The 15,328-nt window shown below is 44.6% G+C and carries 15 protein-coding genes; 6 read left to right on the top strand and 9 right to left on the bottom strand.

Going from position 1 to position 15,328, the window contains the following annotated elements; genetic code table 11:
- Positions 1-212: 212 nt before the first annotated feature.
- Entirely contained in the window at positions 213-1,751 is a 1,539-nt protein-coding gene (locus AACV32_RS14505) for a methyl-accepting chemotaxis protein (protein ID WP_170895333.1), read from the top strand.
- 25 nt (positions 1,752-1,776) lie between these two features.
- Positions 1,777-2,508 (top strand): transporter substrate-binding domain-containing protein, encoded by a 732-nt coding sequence (locus AACV32_RS14500; protein ID WP_170895332.1) that lies wholly within the window; start codon positions 1,777-1,779, stop codon positions 2,506-2,508.
- A gap of 93 nt (positions 2,509-2,601) precedes the next feature.
- Here the strand turns inward: AACV32_RS14500 and trhO are convergent, their stop codons facing one another.
- The 7 genes from trhO to AACV32_RS14465 form a co-directional block, all read right to left on the bottom strand.
- A complete protein-coding gene (gene trhO / locus AACV32_RS14495) occupies positions 2,602-3,585 on the bottom strand; it encodes an oxygen-dependent tRNA uridine(34) hydroxylase TrhO (RefSeq protein WP_170895331.1) in 984 nt (327 codons plus the stop codon).
- Between the two features lie 90 nt (positions 3,586-3,675).
- Positions 3,676-4,458 (bottom strand): heme ABC transporter ATP-binding protein, encoded by a 783-nt coding sequence (locus AACV32_RS14490; protein ID WP_017048633.1) that lies wholly within the window; start codon positions 4,456-4,458, stop codon positions 3,676-3,678.
- The gene (locus tag AACV32_RS14485; protein ID WP_232471681.1) at positions 4,455-5,399 is read right to left on the bottom strand and encodes a FecCD family ABC transporter permease; all 945 of its coding nucleotides are present in this window, start codon (positions 5,397-5,399) and stop codon (positions 4,455-4,457) included. Before AACV32_RS14485 ends, AACV32_RS14490 begins: the two co-directional genes overlap by 4 nt.
- A gap of 100 nt (positions 5,400-5,499) precedes the next feature.
- A complete protein-coding gene (locus AACV32_RS14480) occupies positions 5,500-6,345 on the bottom strand; it encodes a heme/hemin ABC transporter substrate-binding protein (RefSeq protein WP_017050570.1) in 846 nt (281 codons plus the stop codon).
- 51 nt (positions 6,346-6,396) lie between these two features.
- The gene (locus tag AACV32_RS14475; RefSeq protein WP_017048630.1) at positions 6,397-6,807 is read right to left on the bottom strand and encodes an ExbD/TolR family protein; all 411 of its coding nucleotides are present in this window, start codon (positions 6,805-6,807) and stop codon (positions 6,397-6,399) included.
- Positions 6,804-7,511, bottom strand: coding sequence for a MotA/TolQ/ExbB proton channel family protein (locus tag AACV32_RS14470; RefSeq protein ID WP_017050569.1), 708 nt, complete (start codon positions 7,509-7,511; stop codon positions 6,804-6,806). Before AACV32_RS14470 ends, AACV32_RS14475 begins: the two co-directional genes overlap by 4 nt.
- Complete coding sequence (locus AACV32_RS14465) at positions 7,511-8,221, bottom strand: energy transducer TonB (protein ID WP_026028727.1); 711 nt, start codon at positions 8,219-8,221, stop codon at positions 7,511-7,513. Before AACV32_RS14465 ends, AACV32_RS14470 begins: the two co-directional genes overlap by 1 nt.
- A 301-nt stretch (positions 8,222-8,522) precedes the next feature.
- Here AACV32_RS14465 and hutX point away from each other — a divergent pair, with 301 nt between their 5' ends.
- Together hutX and hutZ are read left to right on the top strand one after the other, a co-directional pair.
- Positions 8,523-9,032 (top strand): heme utilization cystosolic carrier protein HutX, encoded by a 510-nt coding sequence (gene hutX, locus AACV32_RS14460; RefSeq protein ID WP_026028726.1) that lies wholly within the window; start codon positions 8,523-8,525, stop codon positions 9,030-9,032.
- 54 nt (positions 9,033-9,086) lie between these two features.
- The gene (gene hutZ / locus AACV32_RS14455) at positions 9,087-9,617 is read left to right on the top strand and encodes a heme utilization protein HutZ (RefSeq protein ID WP_017050568.1); all 531 of its coding nucleotides are present in this window, start codon (positions 9,087-9,089) and stop codon (positions 9,615-9,617) included.
- 124 nt (positions 9,618-9,741) lie between these two features.
- Here hutZ and AACV32_RS14450 read toward each other — a convergent pair whose 3' ends face one another.
- Positions 9,742-11,892 (bottom strand): TonB-dependent hemoglobin/transferrin/lactoferrin family receptor, encoded by a 2,151-nt coding sequence (locus AACV32_RS14450; protein ID WP_026028725.1) that lies wholly within the window; start codon positions 11,890-11,892, stop codon positions 9,742-9,744.
- A 212-nt stretch (positions 11,893-12,104) separates the two neighbouring features.
- Entirely contained in the window at positions 12,105-13,001 is an 897-nt protein-coding gene (locus AACV32_RS14445; protein ID WP_017050566.1) for an ROK family protein, read from the bottom strand.
- A 223-nt stretch (positions 13,002-13,224) separates the two neighbouring features.
- Here AACV32_RS14445 and AACV32_RS14440 point away from each other — a divergent pair, with 223 nt between their 5' ends.
- Complete coding sequence (locus tag AACV32_RS14440) at positions 13,225-13,872, top strand: GTP cyclohydrolase II (protein WP_013856740.1); 648 nt, start codon at positions 13,225-13,227, stop codon at positions 13,870-13,872.
- Positions 13,873-14,038: 166 nt separating this feature from the next.
- A complete protein-coding gene (locus tag AACV32_RS14435; protein ID WP_047691824.1) occupies positions 14,039-15,301 on the top strand; it encodes an imelysin family protein in 1,263 nt (420 codons plus the stop codon).
- Positions 15,302-15,328 lie beyond the last annotated feature (27 nt).

The raw sequence follows: 15,328 nt of genomic DNA, 5'->3' as shown, positions 1-15,328 counted from the left end.
TTTTTCTTTCTTTCTTGGTCTATCCTTAAGTAAAAGATAAGTGAGATCAACATGATCGGTATGAGTTCAGACAATAGCAGAGATGATATTGACCTCTCTTCTGGTCTGCATTGTCCTATTCATTAAACACAAGAGTCAGATGGTTATCATGCGGTGCGATGAAGCCAACGCACAGTGCTTAACTCATACCATTGATTAAGGCGAAATGAAGTATGTGGAAAAGTGTCAAAGTGATCTTTGTTACCCAAGTTGTTCTGGCAGTGTCCATTGTGTTGGGCATTTCTAGTTACATTGATTACCAGTCAAAGAAAGCGGAGCTACAGCATAGCCTAGATACATCAATCTTGAATGCAAAAGAGCGTTTGAGCTACAGCCTACCTAAAGCAATTTGGGATTTTGATTTACATGCCGCCAAACTCACTATTTCAGCAGAGTTAAATAACCCAGACATACAAGCGGTTAGAGTGAAAGATGCGGGTGGTACACCGCTTCTTTTCCTGAGTACATCACCCGACTCTCAAGATGTGAAAGAGATGGAGTCTAATGAGGGGAAACAATACGAATCCATGCTCTCTTCGGTGCAAAAGCTCACCTTTGTTGAGTATGAAAAGGAAAATGAAGTTGGTCAGGTAGAGCTTTTCTATAACACAGATAGGCTAGAAAAAACCTTGTTACAAAGTCTGCAATATAGCCTGATTGAGTTGCTGATTTTAGATAGCGTAATGATTGTATTCCTAATTTTGGCGTTAACGAAAACCGTCCTTCGCCCGCTCAACGATTTAACAGAGCGAGTGGCCGATCTTGCAACCGGTGAAGGAGATTTAAGTCGTATCATTCCAGAACCCAAATATAGAGAGTTTTCGCAGATCATCCGCAGTATTAATCATTTTACGGAGTCGCTAAGGGAGATAGTTGTACAAGTAACGAATGCTTCTGTGCAGTTAAAAGACACCGCAGAGATGAGTGGTCAGGTTGCCATGAGAAATGCGCAGCAAATTGATCAACAAAAACACAGTTTATCGACCGTCGCTGCCGCTTCCACACAGATGAGTCAGTCGGTGGCAACAGTGGCTGAAACCGCTAATGACGCCGCAAGGCAAGCAAGTGAGGCTTCTCAACTGGTCGATAATGTTTACCAATCAATAGAACGCTCTGCTGCCGAGATTGTAAACATGCGTTCCGAAATGGGTTCGGTAAACGCGGAAATGCATAAGCTGCTTGATGAAGGGCGAAAAATATCAACGGTGGTCGGGGTGATTAATGACATTTCCGAGCAAACCAACTTGCTGGCACTGAACGCTGCTATTGAAGCGGCACGCGCAGGTGAGCATGGCCGTGGTTTTGCAGTAGTGGCTGACGAAGTGCGCAACCTTTCGACCAAAACTAGCCAATCCACCGAACAAATCCAAACCAATATTCGCTCACTTAGCAGTGCAACAGAATCGGTTGAGCAAGAAATTATTCGCATCTCTAATTTGTTAGAAAGCACCGCTAAGCGAGTATCAGAGTCACAACATTCTGTTGAGCAGGTGAAAAATACTATCTCTGAAATTTCTGAAAGAAATGGAGAGATTTCGCATGCTACAGAAGAGCAGAAACAAGCCATTGATGAAGTCAGTCAGGCGATTGTTGAAGCATCAGAGGCCACTAATGAGCTGTCGAGTAGTGGTCAAGATAATGCTCAGAGAACGAAAGAAGTTCTTCAACTGAGCTCAAACATTAAAACTCATATGCGTAAGTTCAAAACATAAGTTCCACCTTCAAGGAGAAGAAAGTATGAAGCGTCTGTTGATCTTTATTTTCAGTATGATGATGGCCTTACCGAGTAGCTTTGCTGCTACTATTACGGCTGCGCAAGATCCATGGCCACCGTTTATTTCACCGGATAAAAGCATGCCGGGGCTATCGGTAGAAATCGCTGTTGCGGCTATGAAAACACAGGGCTATGACGTCAATTTTCAAATCATGCCTTGGTCACGAGCATTAAATGAGGTGACTAAAGGACGTATCGACTTGCTTCCAGCTACTTGGTATACGCAAGAGCGAACAGCCTACTTGGTTTATAGTGACTCATATTTAGAAAATGAACTGAGCTTTATTAAAAGAGCGGGCGATGCTTTCGAATTTTCAGGTTTAAATAGTTTGAGTGGCAAACAAGTTGGCATCGTTAGGGGCTATGGTTATGGGGATGACTTTTTATCCGCCACTAATTTCAACAAACCAGACGCTAATGATCTCACGACTAACTTGAAGAAACTGCAAGCCAAACGAATTGATCTTACCCTTGAAGATAAGTTGGTTGCGTTATCGACCATGAAAGAGGCGGGCTTAAATAGCAGTGATTTTCAGTTTACCACTGCATCTTTGTCTAAAAATCCTTTACATGTTACCTCAGGCAAAGCGAATCCTAATGCGCAGAAATATATTGATGCGTATAACAAAGGGTTAGCCACGATTAAAGCTGACGGAACATTTGATGCCATTTTAGCGAAATACGGTATTCAGTGATTTTTTTTTAAAAAAAGGCCGCAGTTTTAACGCTGCGGCCTTTTTCTATTCCAATAGGATTTGAATCCTTTGAAGTAAGCATTGGGGTAAATATTAGCGCTTTGAGCCGCGCTGCTCAGCTTTACGTGCTAATTTTTGCGCACGCTTTTGCTCGATCAGTGATGCGGTATCGCCGCCAATGTGTGCTTCTCCACGCTGTTTTGCGAGCTGAACTTGTTTTTCTCGCTCACGGAAACGGGCCAGTTGTTCCGCAGAGTGAGTACCGAAGCAGGATGGGCAACTGACGCCTTGCTCGTAGACTTCGCTCTGTTTGTCTTCATCGGTAATCGGCAAACGGCAAGCGTTACATACATCGTAGTGACTCTCTTTTAAAGCGTGCCCTACAGCCACTCTGCCATCAAACACATAGCAGTCACCTTGCCATAAGCTCTCTTCTTGCGGCACTTCTTCTAAGTATTTCAAAATACCACCCTCGAGATGGTACACCTTATCGAACCCTTGCTCTTTTAAATAAGCCGTGGATTTTTCACAGCGAATCCCGCCAGTACAAAACATCGCGACTTTTTTGTGTTTCTCTGGTGCGAGGTTCTTCTTCACATAATCAGGAAACTCACGAAAGGTTTCAGTGTGTGGGTTAAGCGCATTTTTGAAGGTGCCGATTTGGATTTCATAATCATTACGGGTATCGACAACCAGCACATCAGGGTCTGAAATTAGCGCATTCCAGTTTTCTGGTTTCACGTAAGTGCCCACAACGTGACGAGGGTCAATACCTTCTACGCCCATAGTGACAATCTCTTTTTTTAGTTTCACTTTGGTACGGTTAAATGGCTGCTCTGAGGCTTGTGATTCTTTGTAAACCGTGCCTTTCAAGTCCGGTTCAGCATCAAGCCAAGCTAATAGCGCATCTATTCCTTTGCGTGTTGATGCCACAGTGCCGTTAATTCCTTCACTGGCTAATAATAGCGTGCCACGAATTTGGTTTCCCTCCATTAGTTCAAGAAGCGGTGCTTGCAGCTCTTGGTAGTGATTGAGTTCAACAAACTTATAGAGTGCACAGACGACGTACTGACTCATGGGGTACCTTTTAAAAAACGAGATAAAGAATTGGGGCGCATTATAGCGAAGGGACGCGCCCACAAATACGGACAATTATTAAGGACAATATTAGATGGGGTAGACCATTGGGAAATCCATGGTTGGATGTGCGGCGACAAGCGACGAGTAGCCATACACCTGCTCAATTCTTTCTGCATTGAGCGCTTCCCAAGGTGGCGCATCACAAACCAGTTTGCCATTGTGCAGCATCACCATGCGATCTGCATATTGAGCCGCAAGGTTGAGATCGTGCAGCACAACTACAACAGCGCACTGCTCTTGGTGTGCTAATGAACGTGCAATGCGCAGTGTATTGTGCTGGTGAGCCAGATCTAACGCTGACGTTGGTTCATCCAGCATCAGGATTTTTTTGTCACCGGAGTGGTGAAGTTGAGTTAATACCCGCGCCAGATGTAAACGTTGTTTTTCACCACCCGATAAAGCAGGGTAGAGATTGTTCGCTCTATCGCTGATATCGGTTTGTTGCATGTAGTGTAGCGCGACTTCACTGACTTGTTGGTGGCTTAAATTTAATGGCAGTGCGCCTAATTCCACTACTTCTTGAGCGATAAAAGGAAAGTTCAACGTACTTTGCTGCGGAAGAATAGCCAAGTGCTTTGCTAACTCATTCGGTTGCCACAGTGCTTGCGGAACACCGAAGTAAGCCATTTTGCCTGTTGATGAGATTTCACCGCTGAGTATTTTCAGCAAGGTACTTTTCCCGGCACCGTTGGGGCCAAGTAACGCCGTGACTTGACCTGAAAAAATCTCAATATCAATCTTATCCAAAATGGTTCGATGGCCAAATTTAACCGATATATTACTGGCTTGGATCGCTGCCGTTGTACTCAAAATACTTTGCCTTTTTGTTGAAACAGAAGATAAAGGAAGAAAGGTGCACCCACCAGCGCAGTCACAATCCCGACAGGCAGCTCCGCAGGTGCCACTGCTATACGGGCAAACATATCGGCGACAGTGAGTAAGAGTGCACCAAGTAAAGCCGAAATGGGGATCAAACTACGGTGATCGGGGCCAACCAGCATCCGGCCTAGATGAGGGATGACCAAACCGATAAAACCAATCATACCCACCGCGCTGACGGTCACTCCAACGCCGAGTGCGCTGAGTAAAATCATTGAACGTTTAAGCCGTTGCACAGAAATGCCTAGATGACGCGCTTCAGACTCGCCAAGTAATAATGCGTTGAGCGCCATCGCTTGACGGGAGAAACAGACGAGCAGCAGCAGTAAGGTCACAGCGCACAAGAGAATATTTTGCCAGTTTGCACCCGCCAGTGATCCCATTGACCACAATGAGAGATCGCGTAGCATTTGATCGTCTGCAACATAATTCAAATAGCCAATACCCGCCCCCGATAGCGCGCTGATGGCGACGCCTGCGAGTAGCATGATGGTGACGGAAGTACCAAATTTACTGGTGCCTAATCGATAAACCAACAAGGTAGTCAATGCACCGCCTAAAAAGGCAAAAATAGGTACCACCGCAGCGCTCATCCACGGGTTGGAAAACAGCGCTAAATTGGCGAATAGCACAATCGCAAGTGCGGCTCCGAGGGCTGAACCTGCCGAAACACCGATAATGCCAGGCTCAGCTAATGGATTACGAAACAAGCCTTGCATCACCGTTCCGCACAGCGCCAAAATTGCTCCAACCAACAAGCAGAGCAGGGTTCGCGGAAAGCGTATCTCGTGGATGACTAAATTGATGTGCGCGGCAATGTCATTGGAGTGCAGCACGAGACTTTTTATGCTGTCACTGAAGCTGATATTCATTGGACCAACGGTGACAGAATAAAGGCTCACTAAGATTACCAAAACTAACAGCGTTGCATTCACCACATTTTTTGAGAGATGACGTAACAAAATAAGCTCCTTAAGGATAGAGCAATGCGTTTAGACGCTGCGCTTCAGCCAAGCTTTTAAGGCCTAACCCGCCGACGAGAGCGTGGCCATCGATGGTGATGATCTGCTTATTTATCCCAGCCGGAGTTGCTACTAACGTCGGTATGGATTGCAAAATGGCGTCTGCTCCTCCGAGTTTTTCATAACTGCGGCCACTGACTAAAATCACGTCTGGTTGCATCTCAATTATCGCTTCCATCGACAGTGGTTTATAAGACGTCACTTGTTCAGCGGCTGGGTTAACCGCGCCAGCCAACTCAATAATGCTGTTTGGCGTGGTGTCACTGCCCGCCACGTTAGCTGCTCTTCCTTCGTGGATAAGAAGAAATAGCACTTTTTTCGGTGTTTTGTGGGTAGATTGGTGGGTTAACGCCGCTATTGTGCTTTGAACTTGCTGTTTGAGCGCTTTAGCTTGAGGCTTTTCATCAGCGAGCGTCGCGATTTGGTCAATGCGTGCCAACAACCCCTGTGGTGTGGATTCATCATTCACCACCTCGACGTTAACGCCAGCGCCTTTAAGCTGTTGCAATGTGCTTTCTGGCCCCATTTCACTAGAACCAATCAATTGTGTTGGAGCTAAGGCTAATAATCCTTCTGCGGATAATTGGCGATGATAACCGATTTTTGGGAGAGCAAGATCGTTTGGTATTTCACTGGTGACATCGACCGCAACAAGTTTATTTTGTGCGCCTAACGCAACGAGGATTTCGGTCACCGCGCTGCCCGCACTGATAATCCGTTCTTGCGCGCAGAGCCAAGGTGAGGAGATGAAGAGCGTTATGGCAACAAGCCAATGAGAAAAAGATTTGTGTGTCATCGTGTTGTACTCATGAAAATCATACGGTTTTTAAAAGCGCGTATGAATAGGCTATTGGGGATGGTCGGTTAATAACTGAGTGGCAGCGATGCCATTGTCTTGCAAGAACGCCAGCAATTTAACCAACTGCTGCACTTCGGCGGTTTTGTCTGCGCCAATCACGATGGGGCGATCACTCGCTTTGCTTTGTTCTAACAACGCCAATGTGAAGTTATTCCAATCGATATACTGCTTGCCATCGATAGCCCAGTAAGGTTCGTGCGCCAAAAGATTCACTGTGATTGACTGCTTGTTCACTTCACTCACGGTGGGTGAGTCGGTTGTTGGCAGTGAAACGTCTAATGACTCAAATTTAACTGCGGCTGTAAGCAGTAAAAACACCATGACAATAAAAATGATATCCAACAATGGCGTTAAATCTGGCATTAATGAGGATGAGTTAGAGTGCGGTGTCTTAATCATGATGCATTAACCACATCATTGTCAGAGACGTCTTCATACCTAGCTACACGCTCTTGTTTGGTGGTGCAATCATGCTGTAAAGAGACACCTTCGAGCCATAAGTTGACATAATTGAGTGTGTGCTCAAGTTTTGCCATCACTCTGTCAGCCCATACGCCAAGCAGCTGAGCGCCGGTAATTGCGGGAAGTGCGATCAGCAAACCTGCAGCCGTGGTTCGCATCGCAATGCCTAGGCCATCCGCAAGGTCGTTTGGCGTAATATTGCCAGAAGAGAGAGCCACCCCTTTGAACATTTCAATCAAACCTAACACAGTGCCAAGTAAGCCTAGCAGTGGGCTGATCACACCAATCAAAGATAAAATACGCAGTCCAGAATGCAGTTGATGACGTTTTTCTTGCAACCAAATGCCCGCCGCATCTTCACGTAATCCTTTAGAGAAATCGTGATGAGCAAGTAGCATGGCAACCCCTTTATAAAGCAATGGGCGCTTGCTGGAAAATTCACTGGCTAACGCCTCAATTTGCGCTGTATGGGTCGGTGATATTTGGTTGAGCGCACTACCGATCGCACCTTTCCCAACACCAAGGCTAAGCAGTACTTGGAAAAGCCGTTCAGTAATGATCATGGTCGCAAGTGCTGAGCAGGCAAAAAGAGGCCAGGCCATCAGGCCAAGTTGTTGTTCTAGTTGAGTAAGTAGTTCCATTATCCTTCCAATTTAAAACGTACTGGGATTTGCACTCGGTGGGCTATTTTTTCACCGTTCACCACTTGAGGAGAGAATTTCCATTGTTTGATGGCATTAAGAGCCGATTCATCTAGCAGCGCCGCGCCCGACGAAGAGAGCAAAACCTGTTTGATTTGGCGGCCGTTTTCGTCTAACCACACCTCATACATAGCGACCCCTTCAATTCCTCGTTTTTGTGCAAGCCTTGGATAAACAGGAGGGGCTGGGCGAGTAACAAAAGACGGCGCATCGACTAATTTCGGTTGATTAGTTGCGCCGCTGCTGCTTGGGGCGGCGGCGGTTTTCGGTGTCGATTCAGCGCTATTTTCATTCTCTACAGAGGATGTCACAGCTTCCTTTACAGGAGTTTGCACTTGTGCTGATTTTGTCGGTATTTTAGGAGCCGGTTTGTCTTTTACCGGTTTTGACAGGCTCTTTTTCTGCACCACTTTTTGCGGTTCTTTTTTTGCTGGTTTGGGTTTGTTGGCTATCTTTTCTGAAGGTGGGGTTTTTGTTGCTTGCTCTTGTACTACCTGAGCTTGAGGTTGAGCCACAAAGTTAATCGACACTGAGGTGGATTGATTCCCCGCAGGCATGGCAAACACTTTTGATTCGTCATCAACAAACAAGATCGCCGCGTGAATCGCGAGAGATAGACTGCCAGCGACAAGATATCTAGTGAAATTCACGTTGTACTCCATATAAAAACAAAGCGTTCAGAGAGAAGATTATTACTTATCATTCAAATAAGATCAATTATCAATTGCATTATCATTTGCATCAAATTATGATTTTATGAATTTGAAAAGCTGGGTTAGAAATGCCTTGTTAGCACAGGGTTTTCCATCAACCACAATCAATCATAAACAACCTGAATTAATTCACCCTTGCCATGATTTTACTTACTAGATCGGGTTTTTAGTGGCGATTAATGTGATGTACTGAGCCAGCGTAAGGCGATTTAAAGCGAAGAACGAACTGGAAATGAATATGGATTTACTTGAACAGAAAGTGGCCTCTTTATTAGAGCAACAACCGACCTTATTGCCGGCAGCGATGGCGCAAGAGTTGAATGTGACTGAATTTGAAGTGGTGCAGGCATTGCCTAAAGAGATGGCTGCGATTGTTGATGGTGCTCAGGCTCAATCGCTGTTGGAATCACTAGCGGATTGGGGAATGGTCACAACGATTGTCCACTCTTTTGGCTCTATATTTGAAGTGAAAGCGCCTTTTCCAAAAGGGAAGTTGGCTCGTGGCTATTATAACTTGATGGGTAAAGAGGGCGAGTTACACGGCCACTTAAAATTGGAATCCATCCAGCACGTTGCTTTAGTCAGCAAGCCTTTTATGGGACGTGAAAGTCATTACTTTGGTTTCTTTAGTGAGCAAGGCGATAACATTTTTAAAATTTATCTAGGCCGAGATGAAAAGCGCGAACTGATTGCAGAGCAAGTCGCACGTTTTAGAGCATTACAACAAGACGTTCATTCCAACCAATAATATTGATATAACGATAAGCCCTGAACGCAGTGCGAAAGGGTCGAGGAGAAAGTCATGGATCAGCAGATCAAACAAGAGCGATTACAAGGACGATTGGAACCTGAAATCCAAGAGTTTCGTCAAGAACGTCGTACATTGCAATTGGCTACAGTGGACGCGGAAGGCCGTCCGAATGTGAGCTACGCGCCATTTGTACAAAACCAAAAAGGTTACTTTGTGCTGATTTCGCACATCGCTCGTCATGCGCGTAACTTGGAGGTGAACCCGCACGTCTCCTTGATGATGATTGCAGATGAAAGCTCATCAAAACAGATTTTTGCCCGTCAACGGTTGACGTTTGACGCCGTTGCGAGTGTTGTACCACGTGAAACGGCGTTATGGCAGCAAGTCATTGGCCAAATGCAAGCTCGTTTTGGCGAGATCATTGACGGCTTAAGCCAGCTGCAAGACTTTGCTTTATTCCAATTGAAAGTAGAAAAAGGTCTTTATGTGAAAGGCTTTGGCCAAGCGTATCAAGTGTCTGGTGATGACATGGTTGATTTTGTGCACCTTGATGAAGGGCATAAGAAAATTTCCAACGCGTAATCTTAATCGCTCAAGATACATTGGACATTGGGAGAAAAGGCTAGTTATCTAGCCTTTTTTATTGAAGAGTTCATGGAACAACAAAGCCAGCATAACGCTGGCTTTGTGAATAATGGTTTAATCGCTAAAACTCATATTTAGCGGTAATAGCATAGTTACGCTCAGCTTGAGAGTAGTCGTTATCTAAGCTTGTTTTACCGCGGATATCATTCCAACGGTAGTACTCTTTGTCGGTTAAGTTAAATATACCCGCAGTAATCGTGACATCTTGCATTGGTTTAAAGTAAGCGGTGATATCGACAATGGTCGCACTCGGCAGTTCAACTTGGTTTTCTGTACCGCTATCAAGTTGGTCACGGTTAATATTACCGGCTGACTTCGCAGCAGTATAATTCAACTTCAGGCTAGTACCCCAAGTGGTACTTTCATCATCATAATTTAGTGCTGCGACAACATTCCATGGGTTTACGCTATTCAATGGACGTCCGTTACCATCTTCACCTTTGCTATAACTTGCCGCTAGGCGTGTTGACATACCATTCGGGGCTCCAATTAATTGATCCAATTTTAATTGATTTGATAATTCAACCCCTTTGATCGTCGCTTCACTTAAGTTGACATAGGAGTAGTGGGTTATTCCGTTCACTTTCTTAGTTGTGACTCGTTCAATGAAATCATCATAATCGCTATAAAATGCAGAAATTTCGGTTGCTGAGACGTTTGAATTGTGACGATAACCCAGTTCATAGGCCAAGCTTGTTTCTGACTTAAGGTATGGGTTTGGATCGTTCACATAACGGTGAGCAATGTTGTCATACGTGTAATACAGCTCAGTAAAGTTAGGGGCACGGAAGCCTTGGCTGACTTGAGCAAATACTGAATGTTGATTATTGATACGGTACAGTGCGCCAAGACGGCTGGTGAGTGCTGAATCGTCAAATTTAACGAGAGGTTCTGTGGTGCTACCACCGGGATCGGTGCTAAATGAATCATAACGAAGGCCTGGTGTGACAATCAAATTACCGCTCAAAAGGGTGATCTCATCTTGAACAAAGAGGCCAATTTTTTGGTCTGTAGCATCCGGTGTATAAACCAAAACTTGATTTGGCGTTGCAGGATCCGAGTTGAGTTCTGTATTGGTATTTGAAATATCGCTACTGGCAAAACTTAAACCATAAATAAAGTTATGTTCGGTTTGACCTAAGGTAACTAACTTATCCAGTTGCGTTTCTAATTCAATTTTATCTTCATTATAGAAGTAATCTTTGGTTTGTTGGTTGTCCGCATTGGCTGGAGTGTAAGGAGGCCTTCCTGACGATGCTGGCTGAAAACGGTGCGTTAAGCCGTTATCTTCTTTGCTTTGCCAAGATGCTCGGCTAGTGATGGTGTCTGCGATGGCAGAGTCAGCTAGCCAAATATGTTTGATGCCAAGGCGATACTGTTTCGTTGTATCTTGACCATGATAGTTTTTGTAACTGGAATGAGCGATATCAGAATCTGTTTTGTTATGCAGTGCTTCACCAAAGAACTCCAAACGGTGAGCATCGCTCAGTTGATATTGGAGCTTAAGTAGCAAGTCATTTTTTGCACTATCTTGACTCTCTATCGAATAATCTTCTTTACGATCTGCAAAATTTTGTTGCTCTTGTCCATCACGGCGAGTATAGGCGACCAAGGTCTCTAAATTGCCACTTCTATTTGCAATGGCAATATGTTCACTGAAAGATTTATCTTCTGAAGAGTAGGAAAGCTTTGCTTGTCCGCCTGTGGTTGCGTCTCCTTTTAGGAAATCACGAGGATCTTTGGTGTCAAAAGCGACGACACCACCAATGGCATCACTGCCGTGAAGGCTTGACGCCGCACCTTTGATGACTTCAACACTCTTTACCATATCGGGATCGATACTGATAGCGCTCGAATTGACAAAAGAGTAAGGACCTCCGTCGAATGCTTGTCCTTGTGTGACTCCATCAACCATGATTTTGATTCGATTACCTTCTACGCCGCGAATATTGATGGTCTGTACACCTTGGCGAGATGAGCTATTGGTTGAAACTCCAGGGGTATATTCAAGGATAGCTGCGACATCTTTTGCCATATTGGCTTCAATGTCTTTGCTCGAAATGACAGCAACAGAAGCGGCGGTATTTTCGATGGTTTGAGAAGTTCGCGTTGCCGAAACAACAACCTCATCGAATCGAGAAACTTCTTCTGCGAGAGCTGCAGGGGAAAGCGCTAGCAATATGGAGGCTGATAGTAGTGTTTTAGTGTACATCTGAGTTATTACCTTATTCATCAATAACAGATTCAAGCTGTGCGCAATGATATTGGATCTAAATGGTAATTACTATCATTTGTATTTGTGTGTTAATGTGAAATATAAACAGAATTAGGAGTGTATGTTTTAAATATCAGTCATTTAATATGTAAAACACTTGCTTTACTTAATTTTTCGATGACTAAAGTTGTGACTTTAATCACTTTCTGCTAGTTCAAACCTAGCCAAGCTGCACCACGGATGCCGCTGCTGTCACCATATTTCGCTTGGGTAAACACAATCTGTGCACTATCAGAAAAAACGTAGTTCGCTGTTGCCCGAGGTAGATCAACATACAGCGATGCTACGTTTGATAATCCTCCGCCAAGCACTATCACATCAGGATCCAACACATTAACGATGCAAGCAAAGCTGCGCGCCATTTGATCAATCAATTGTTGATAAAGCTTTGTTGCTTGTGGGTCTTGCTGCTGGTAGCGAGTGATTATTTCGGCTGCATTCCACTCTTGTTGACCAATCAACTGAGCACTCTTTGTTAAGCCAGAACCGGAGATAAAGAGTTCAATGCAGTTATCGCGTCCGCAATAACAGTGGCGATTAGGTCCATCACGTTCATTGGTAAAACTTGGCAGCGGATTGTGCCCCCACTCACCGCATACGGCGTTCGCACCGACCAATACCTGCTTGTTGATTACAATACCGCCGCCGCAACCTGTGCCCAAAATCGCGCCAAAGACTACGTTACCATCTTTGGCGGCACCATCGACCGCTTCAGACAGCGCAAAGCAATTGGCATCATTGGCAATAACAACATTGCGTTGCAGGCGAGCGCACAGATCAGCTTTTAAATCTCGACCATTTAAAAAAGTGCAATTGGCATTTTTGATAAGCCCTGTCGCTGGGCTGATGGCTCCGGGAAGTCCAATCCCGATTTGGCAGTGAGTTTGAGTTTCGCTTTCGGCCATTGCAACCAGTTGACATAAGGTGCTTAGAAAAAGCTCGTACTCATGTGGGGTAGGGGTTCGGTGTTTAAATAGGGTGTTTCCTGATTTATCCAGTACGCAAATTTCAATTTTGGTGCCGCCAATGTCGAAACCTATCAGCATGATTTTTCCTTATTTTGGATGTTGAGTGTGAGTCCTGACTATGGAATATAGTCTAATAATCAACGTGTTTTGTCTTTGAACTGAACAAGATAACGTGGAGTGGTGAGATTTTTTCTTTTGATTGCTGAAAATTGTTATATTATAACATTTCTCAGCAAGTGATCTTTTTATTGAAAAGGGGAGTATCTATCCCCATAGTTAGGTCATCAATGGGTCAATTCGAATGCAAATCAATTCAGCATTGCAACAAGCAATTATTCAAGTGAGTGTAGATATGGCGGAAGTACGAGCCAGAGTGGATTTCAAAGTCGGTCTAAAAAGCAATATTGACGCCGAAATACTCTCTTTTAGAGGACTGAAAACAGACAAAGAACATGTTGCGGTCATTTTTAAATCCGCTGATGTTACTCAGGAAACTCCTTTAGTCCGTATGCATTCAGAGTGTTTAACGGGCGATGTTTTTCACTCATCACGCTGTGATTGTGGTGAACAATTAGAAGAAACCATTAATAAAATGGGCGAAGTTGGCGGCATTATCCTCTATTTGCGTCAAGAAGGTCGAGGCATTGGTCTGTACAACAAAATTGATGCCTATCGCTTACAAAGTGCGGGGATGAATACCTATGAAGCCAACAATCATCTTGGCTTTGGTGACGACTTGCGTGATTTCACTGAAGCGGCGCAGATGTTGAAAGCGTTAAATGTGACCAAGATTCGTTTAGTCACTAATAACCCTAAAAAAAGTCGTGAGCTGAAGGAGCATGGTATTGAAATTGTAGAGGTCGTGAATACCGCGGCACATATTAAGTCGGGTAATGAAAATTACCTCAAGGCCAAAGTTTCCCATGGCAAACACAACTTAAAACTATAATTCAGACTTATAGATGACAGCCAAAAACCTCATTTCGGTGAGGTTTTTGGCGTTTTTACCTTGCAAAAAAATAGATAATTTGTATTATCGGCGACTAAAAGTGCAAATGATAATAATTAGCACTACCATAAAATAACGCTCAAATCGCCTCAACAAGGATGCTCCCATGAAAGTTAACACGCTTCTTATTCAGTCAATTGCTGCCTCACTTGCCATCGCAAGTAGTGCGTCATTTGCGGCTACCGTCACTAAGGAGCAGGTGGTTGAACATTATGCCAATATTGCCCATGCCGTGTTTGCTGATTCGCTGACGACCGCTCAATCATTAGAAAAATCAATCGATCAGTTCTTGATGACTCCCTCGGCGGCTAAATTGGAAGAGGTGAAACAAGCGTGGTTAGCATCGCGAGTGCCTTACCAGCAGTCCGAAGTCTTCCGTTTTGGCAATGCCGTTGTTGACGATTGGGAAGGGCAACTCAATGCTTGGCCTCTTGATGAAGGGCTGATTGACTACGTCGCTACTGATTACCAATATGAACTGGGCAATGAAGGCGCCAGCGCTAACATCATTGCCAACCAAACGTTGAAAATTGGTGCGACAACGATTGATGTCTCCACTATCACACCAGAGCTGATTGCCAGCTTAAACGAAATCGGTGGCTCTGAAGCTAACGTCGCTTCAGGTTATCATGCCATTGAGTTTCTACTGTGGGGCCAAGATTTAAATGGCACCAATGCGGGAGCTGGTGCTCGTGCTTACACGGATTTTGTCGTGGGTAGCGAATGCACCAATAACCATTGTGATCGCCGTGCTCAATACTTAAAAGCGGCAGCTCAGCTGCTCGTGCAAGATTTGGCATGGATGGAAAAACAGTGGTCTGCGGATGAAAAAGCCAATTACCGTCACGAATTACTTGCGGAATCAGCAGACAATGGTTTGCGTAAGATGCTATTTGGTATGGGGTCTTTATCACTGGGCGAATTAGCGGGCGAGCGTATGAAAGTGGCGCTAGAAGCAAACTCGACTGAAGATGAGCACGATTGTTTCTCGGATAATACTCATAACTCTCATTACTACAATGAACAAGGTATTTACAACCTTTATACGGGTTCTTACCAGCGTCAAGACGGAAAGGTACTAACAGGCCCAAGCCTGAATGATTTAGTGGCACAAAAGGATGCACAAGCAGCCAAAGAGATTCAAAAGCAGTTTGACAGTGCGCGCGCTGAAGTCGGCAAATTAGTCACGTCGGCTGAAAAAGATAATCAGCATTTCGATCAATTGATCGCGGCTAACAATCCTCAAGGCAACGCGATAGTCAATGGAGCCATTATGGCTTTAGTGGCTCAAACCGCTTCGATAGAACGTACCGCTTCAGTGATTGGAATTGATAACCTTAATCCAGATACTGCAGACCACGAATTCTAATAATAAGATGAAAAATCCAAGGGCTCA

Origin of the sequence: Vibrio sp. B7 (assembly GCF_963888765.1) — a bacterium.
Lineage (GTDB): Bacteria > Pseudomonadota > Gammaproteobacteria > Enterobacterales > Vibrionaceae > Vibrio > Vibrio anguillarum.
Note: the sequence above shows the minus strand (reverse complement) of the source record. Positions and strands in the feature narration are given on the sequence as shown.

Bases quoted from the DNA above. Each gene is read 5' to 3' on its own strand.
- AACV32_RS14505 (WP_170895333.1), top strand. From the start codon at position 213: ATGTGGAAAAGTGTCAAAGTGATCTTTGTTACCCAAGTTGTTCTGGCA.
- AACV32_RS14500 (WP_170895332.1), top strand. From the start codon at position 1,777: ATGAAGCGTCTGTTGATCTTTATTTTCAGTATGATGATGGCCTTACCG.
- trhO (WP_170895331.1), bottom strand. From the start codon at position 3,585: ATGAGTCAGTACGTCGTCTGTGCACTCTATAAGTTTGTTGAACTCAAT.
- AACV32_RS14485 (WP_232471681.1), bottom strand. From the start codon at position 5,399: ATGAATATCAGCTTCAGTGACAGCATAAAAAGTCTCGTGCTGCACTCC.
- AACV32_RS14480 (WP_017050570.1), bottom strand. From the start codon at position 6,345: ATGACACACAAATCTTTTTCTCATTGGCTTGTTGCCATAACGCTCTTC.
- AACV32_RS14475 (WP_017048630.1), bottom strand. From the start codon at position 6,807: ATGATTAAGACACCGCACTCTAACTCATCCTCATTAATGCCAGATTTA.
- AACV32_RS14470 (WP_017050569.1), bottom strand. From the start codon at position 7,511: ATGGAACTACTTACTCAACTAGAACAACAACTTGGCCTGATGGCCTGG.
- hutX (WP_026028726.1), top strand. From the start codon at position 8,523: ATGGATTTACTTGAACAGAAAGTGGCCTCTTTATTAGAGCAACAACCG.
- hutZ (WP_017050568.1), top strand. From the start codon at position 9,087: ATGGATCAGCAGATCAAACAAGAGCGATTACAAGGACGATTGGAACCT.
- AACV32_RS14450 (WP_026028725.1), bottom strand. From the start codon at position 11,892: ATGTACACTAAAACACTACTATCAGCCTCCATATTGCTAGCGCTTTCC.
- AACV32_RS14445 (WP_017050566.1), bottom strand. From the start codon at position 13,001: ATGCTGATAGGTTTCGACATTGGCGGCACCAAAATTGAAATTTGCGTA.
- AACV32_RS14440 (WP_013856740.1), top strand. From the start codon at position 13,225: ATGCAAATCAATTCAGCATTGCAACAAGCAATTATTCAAGTGAGTGTA.
- AACV32_RS14435 (WP_047691824.1), top strand. From the start codon at position 14,039: ATGAAAGTTAACACGCTTCTTATTCAGTCAATTGCTGCCTCACTTGCC.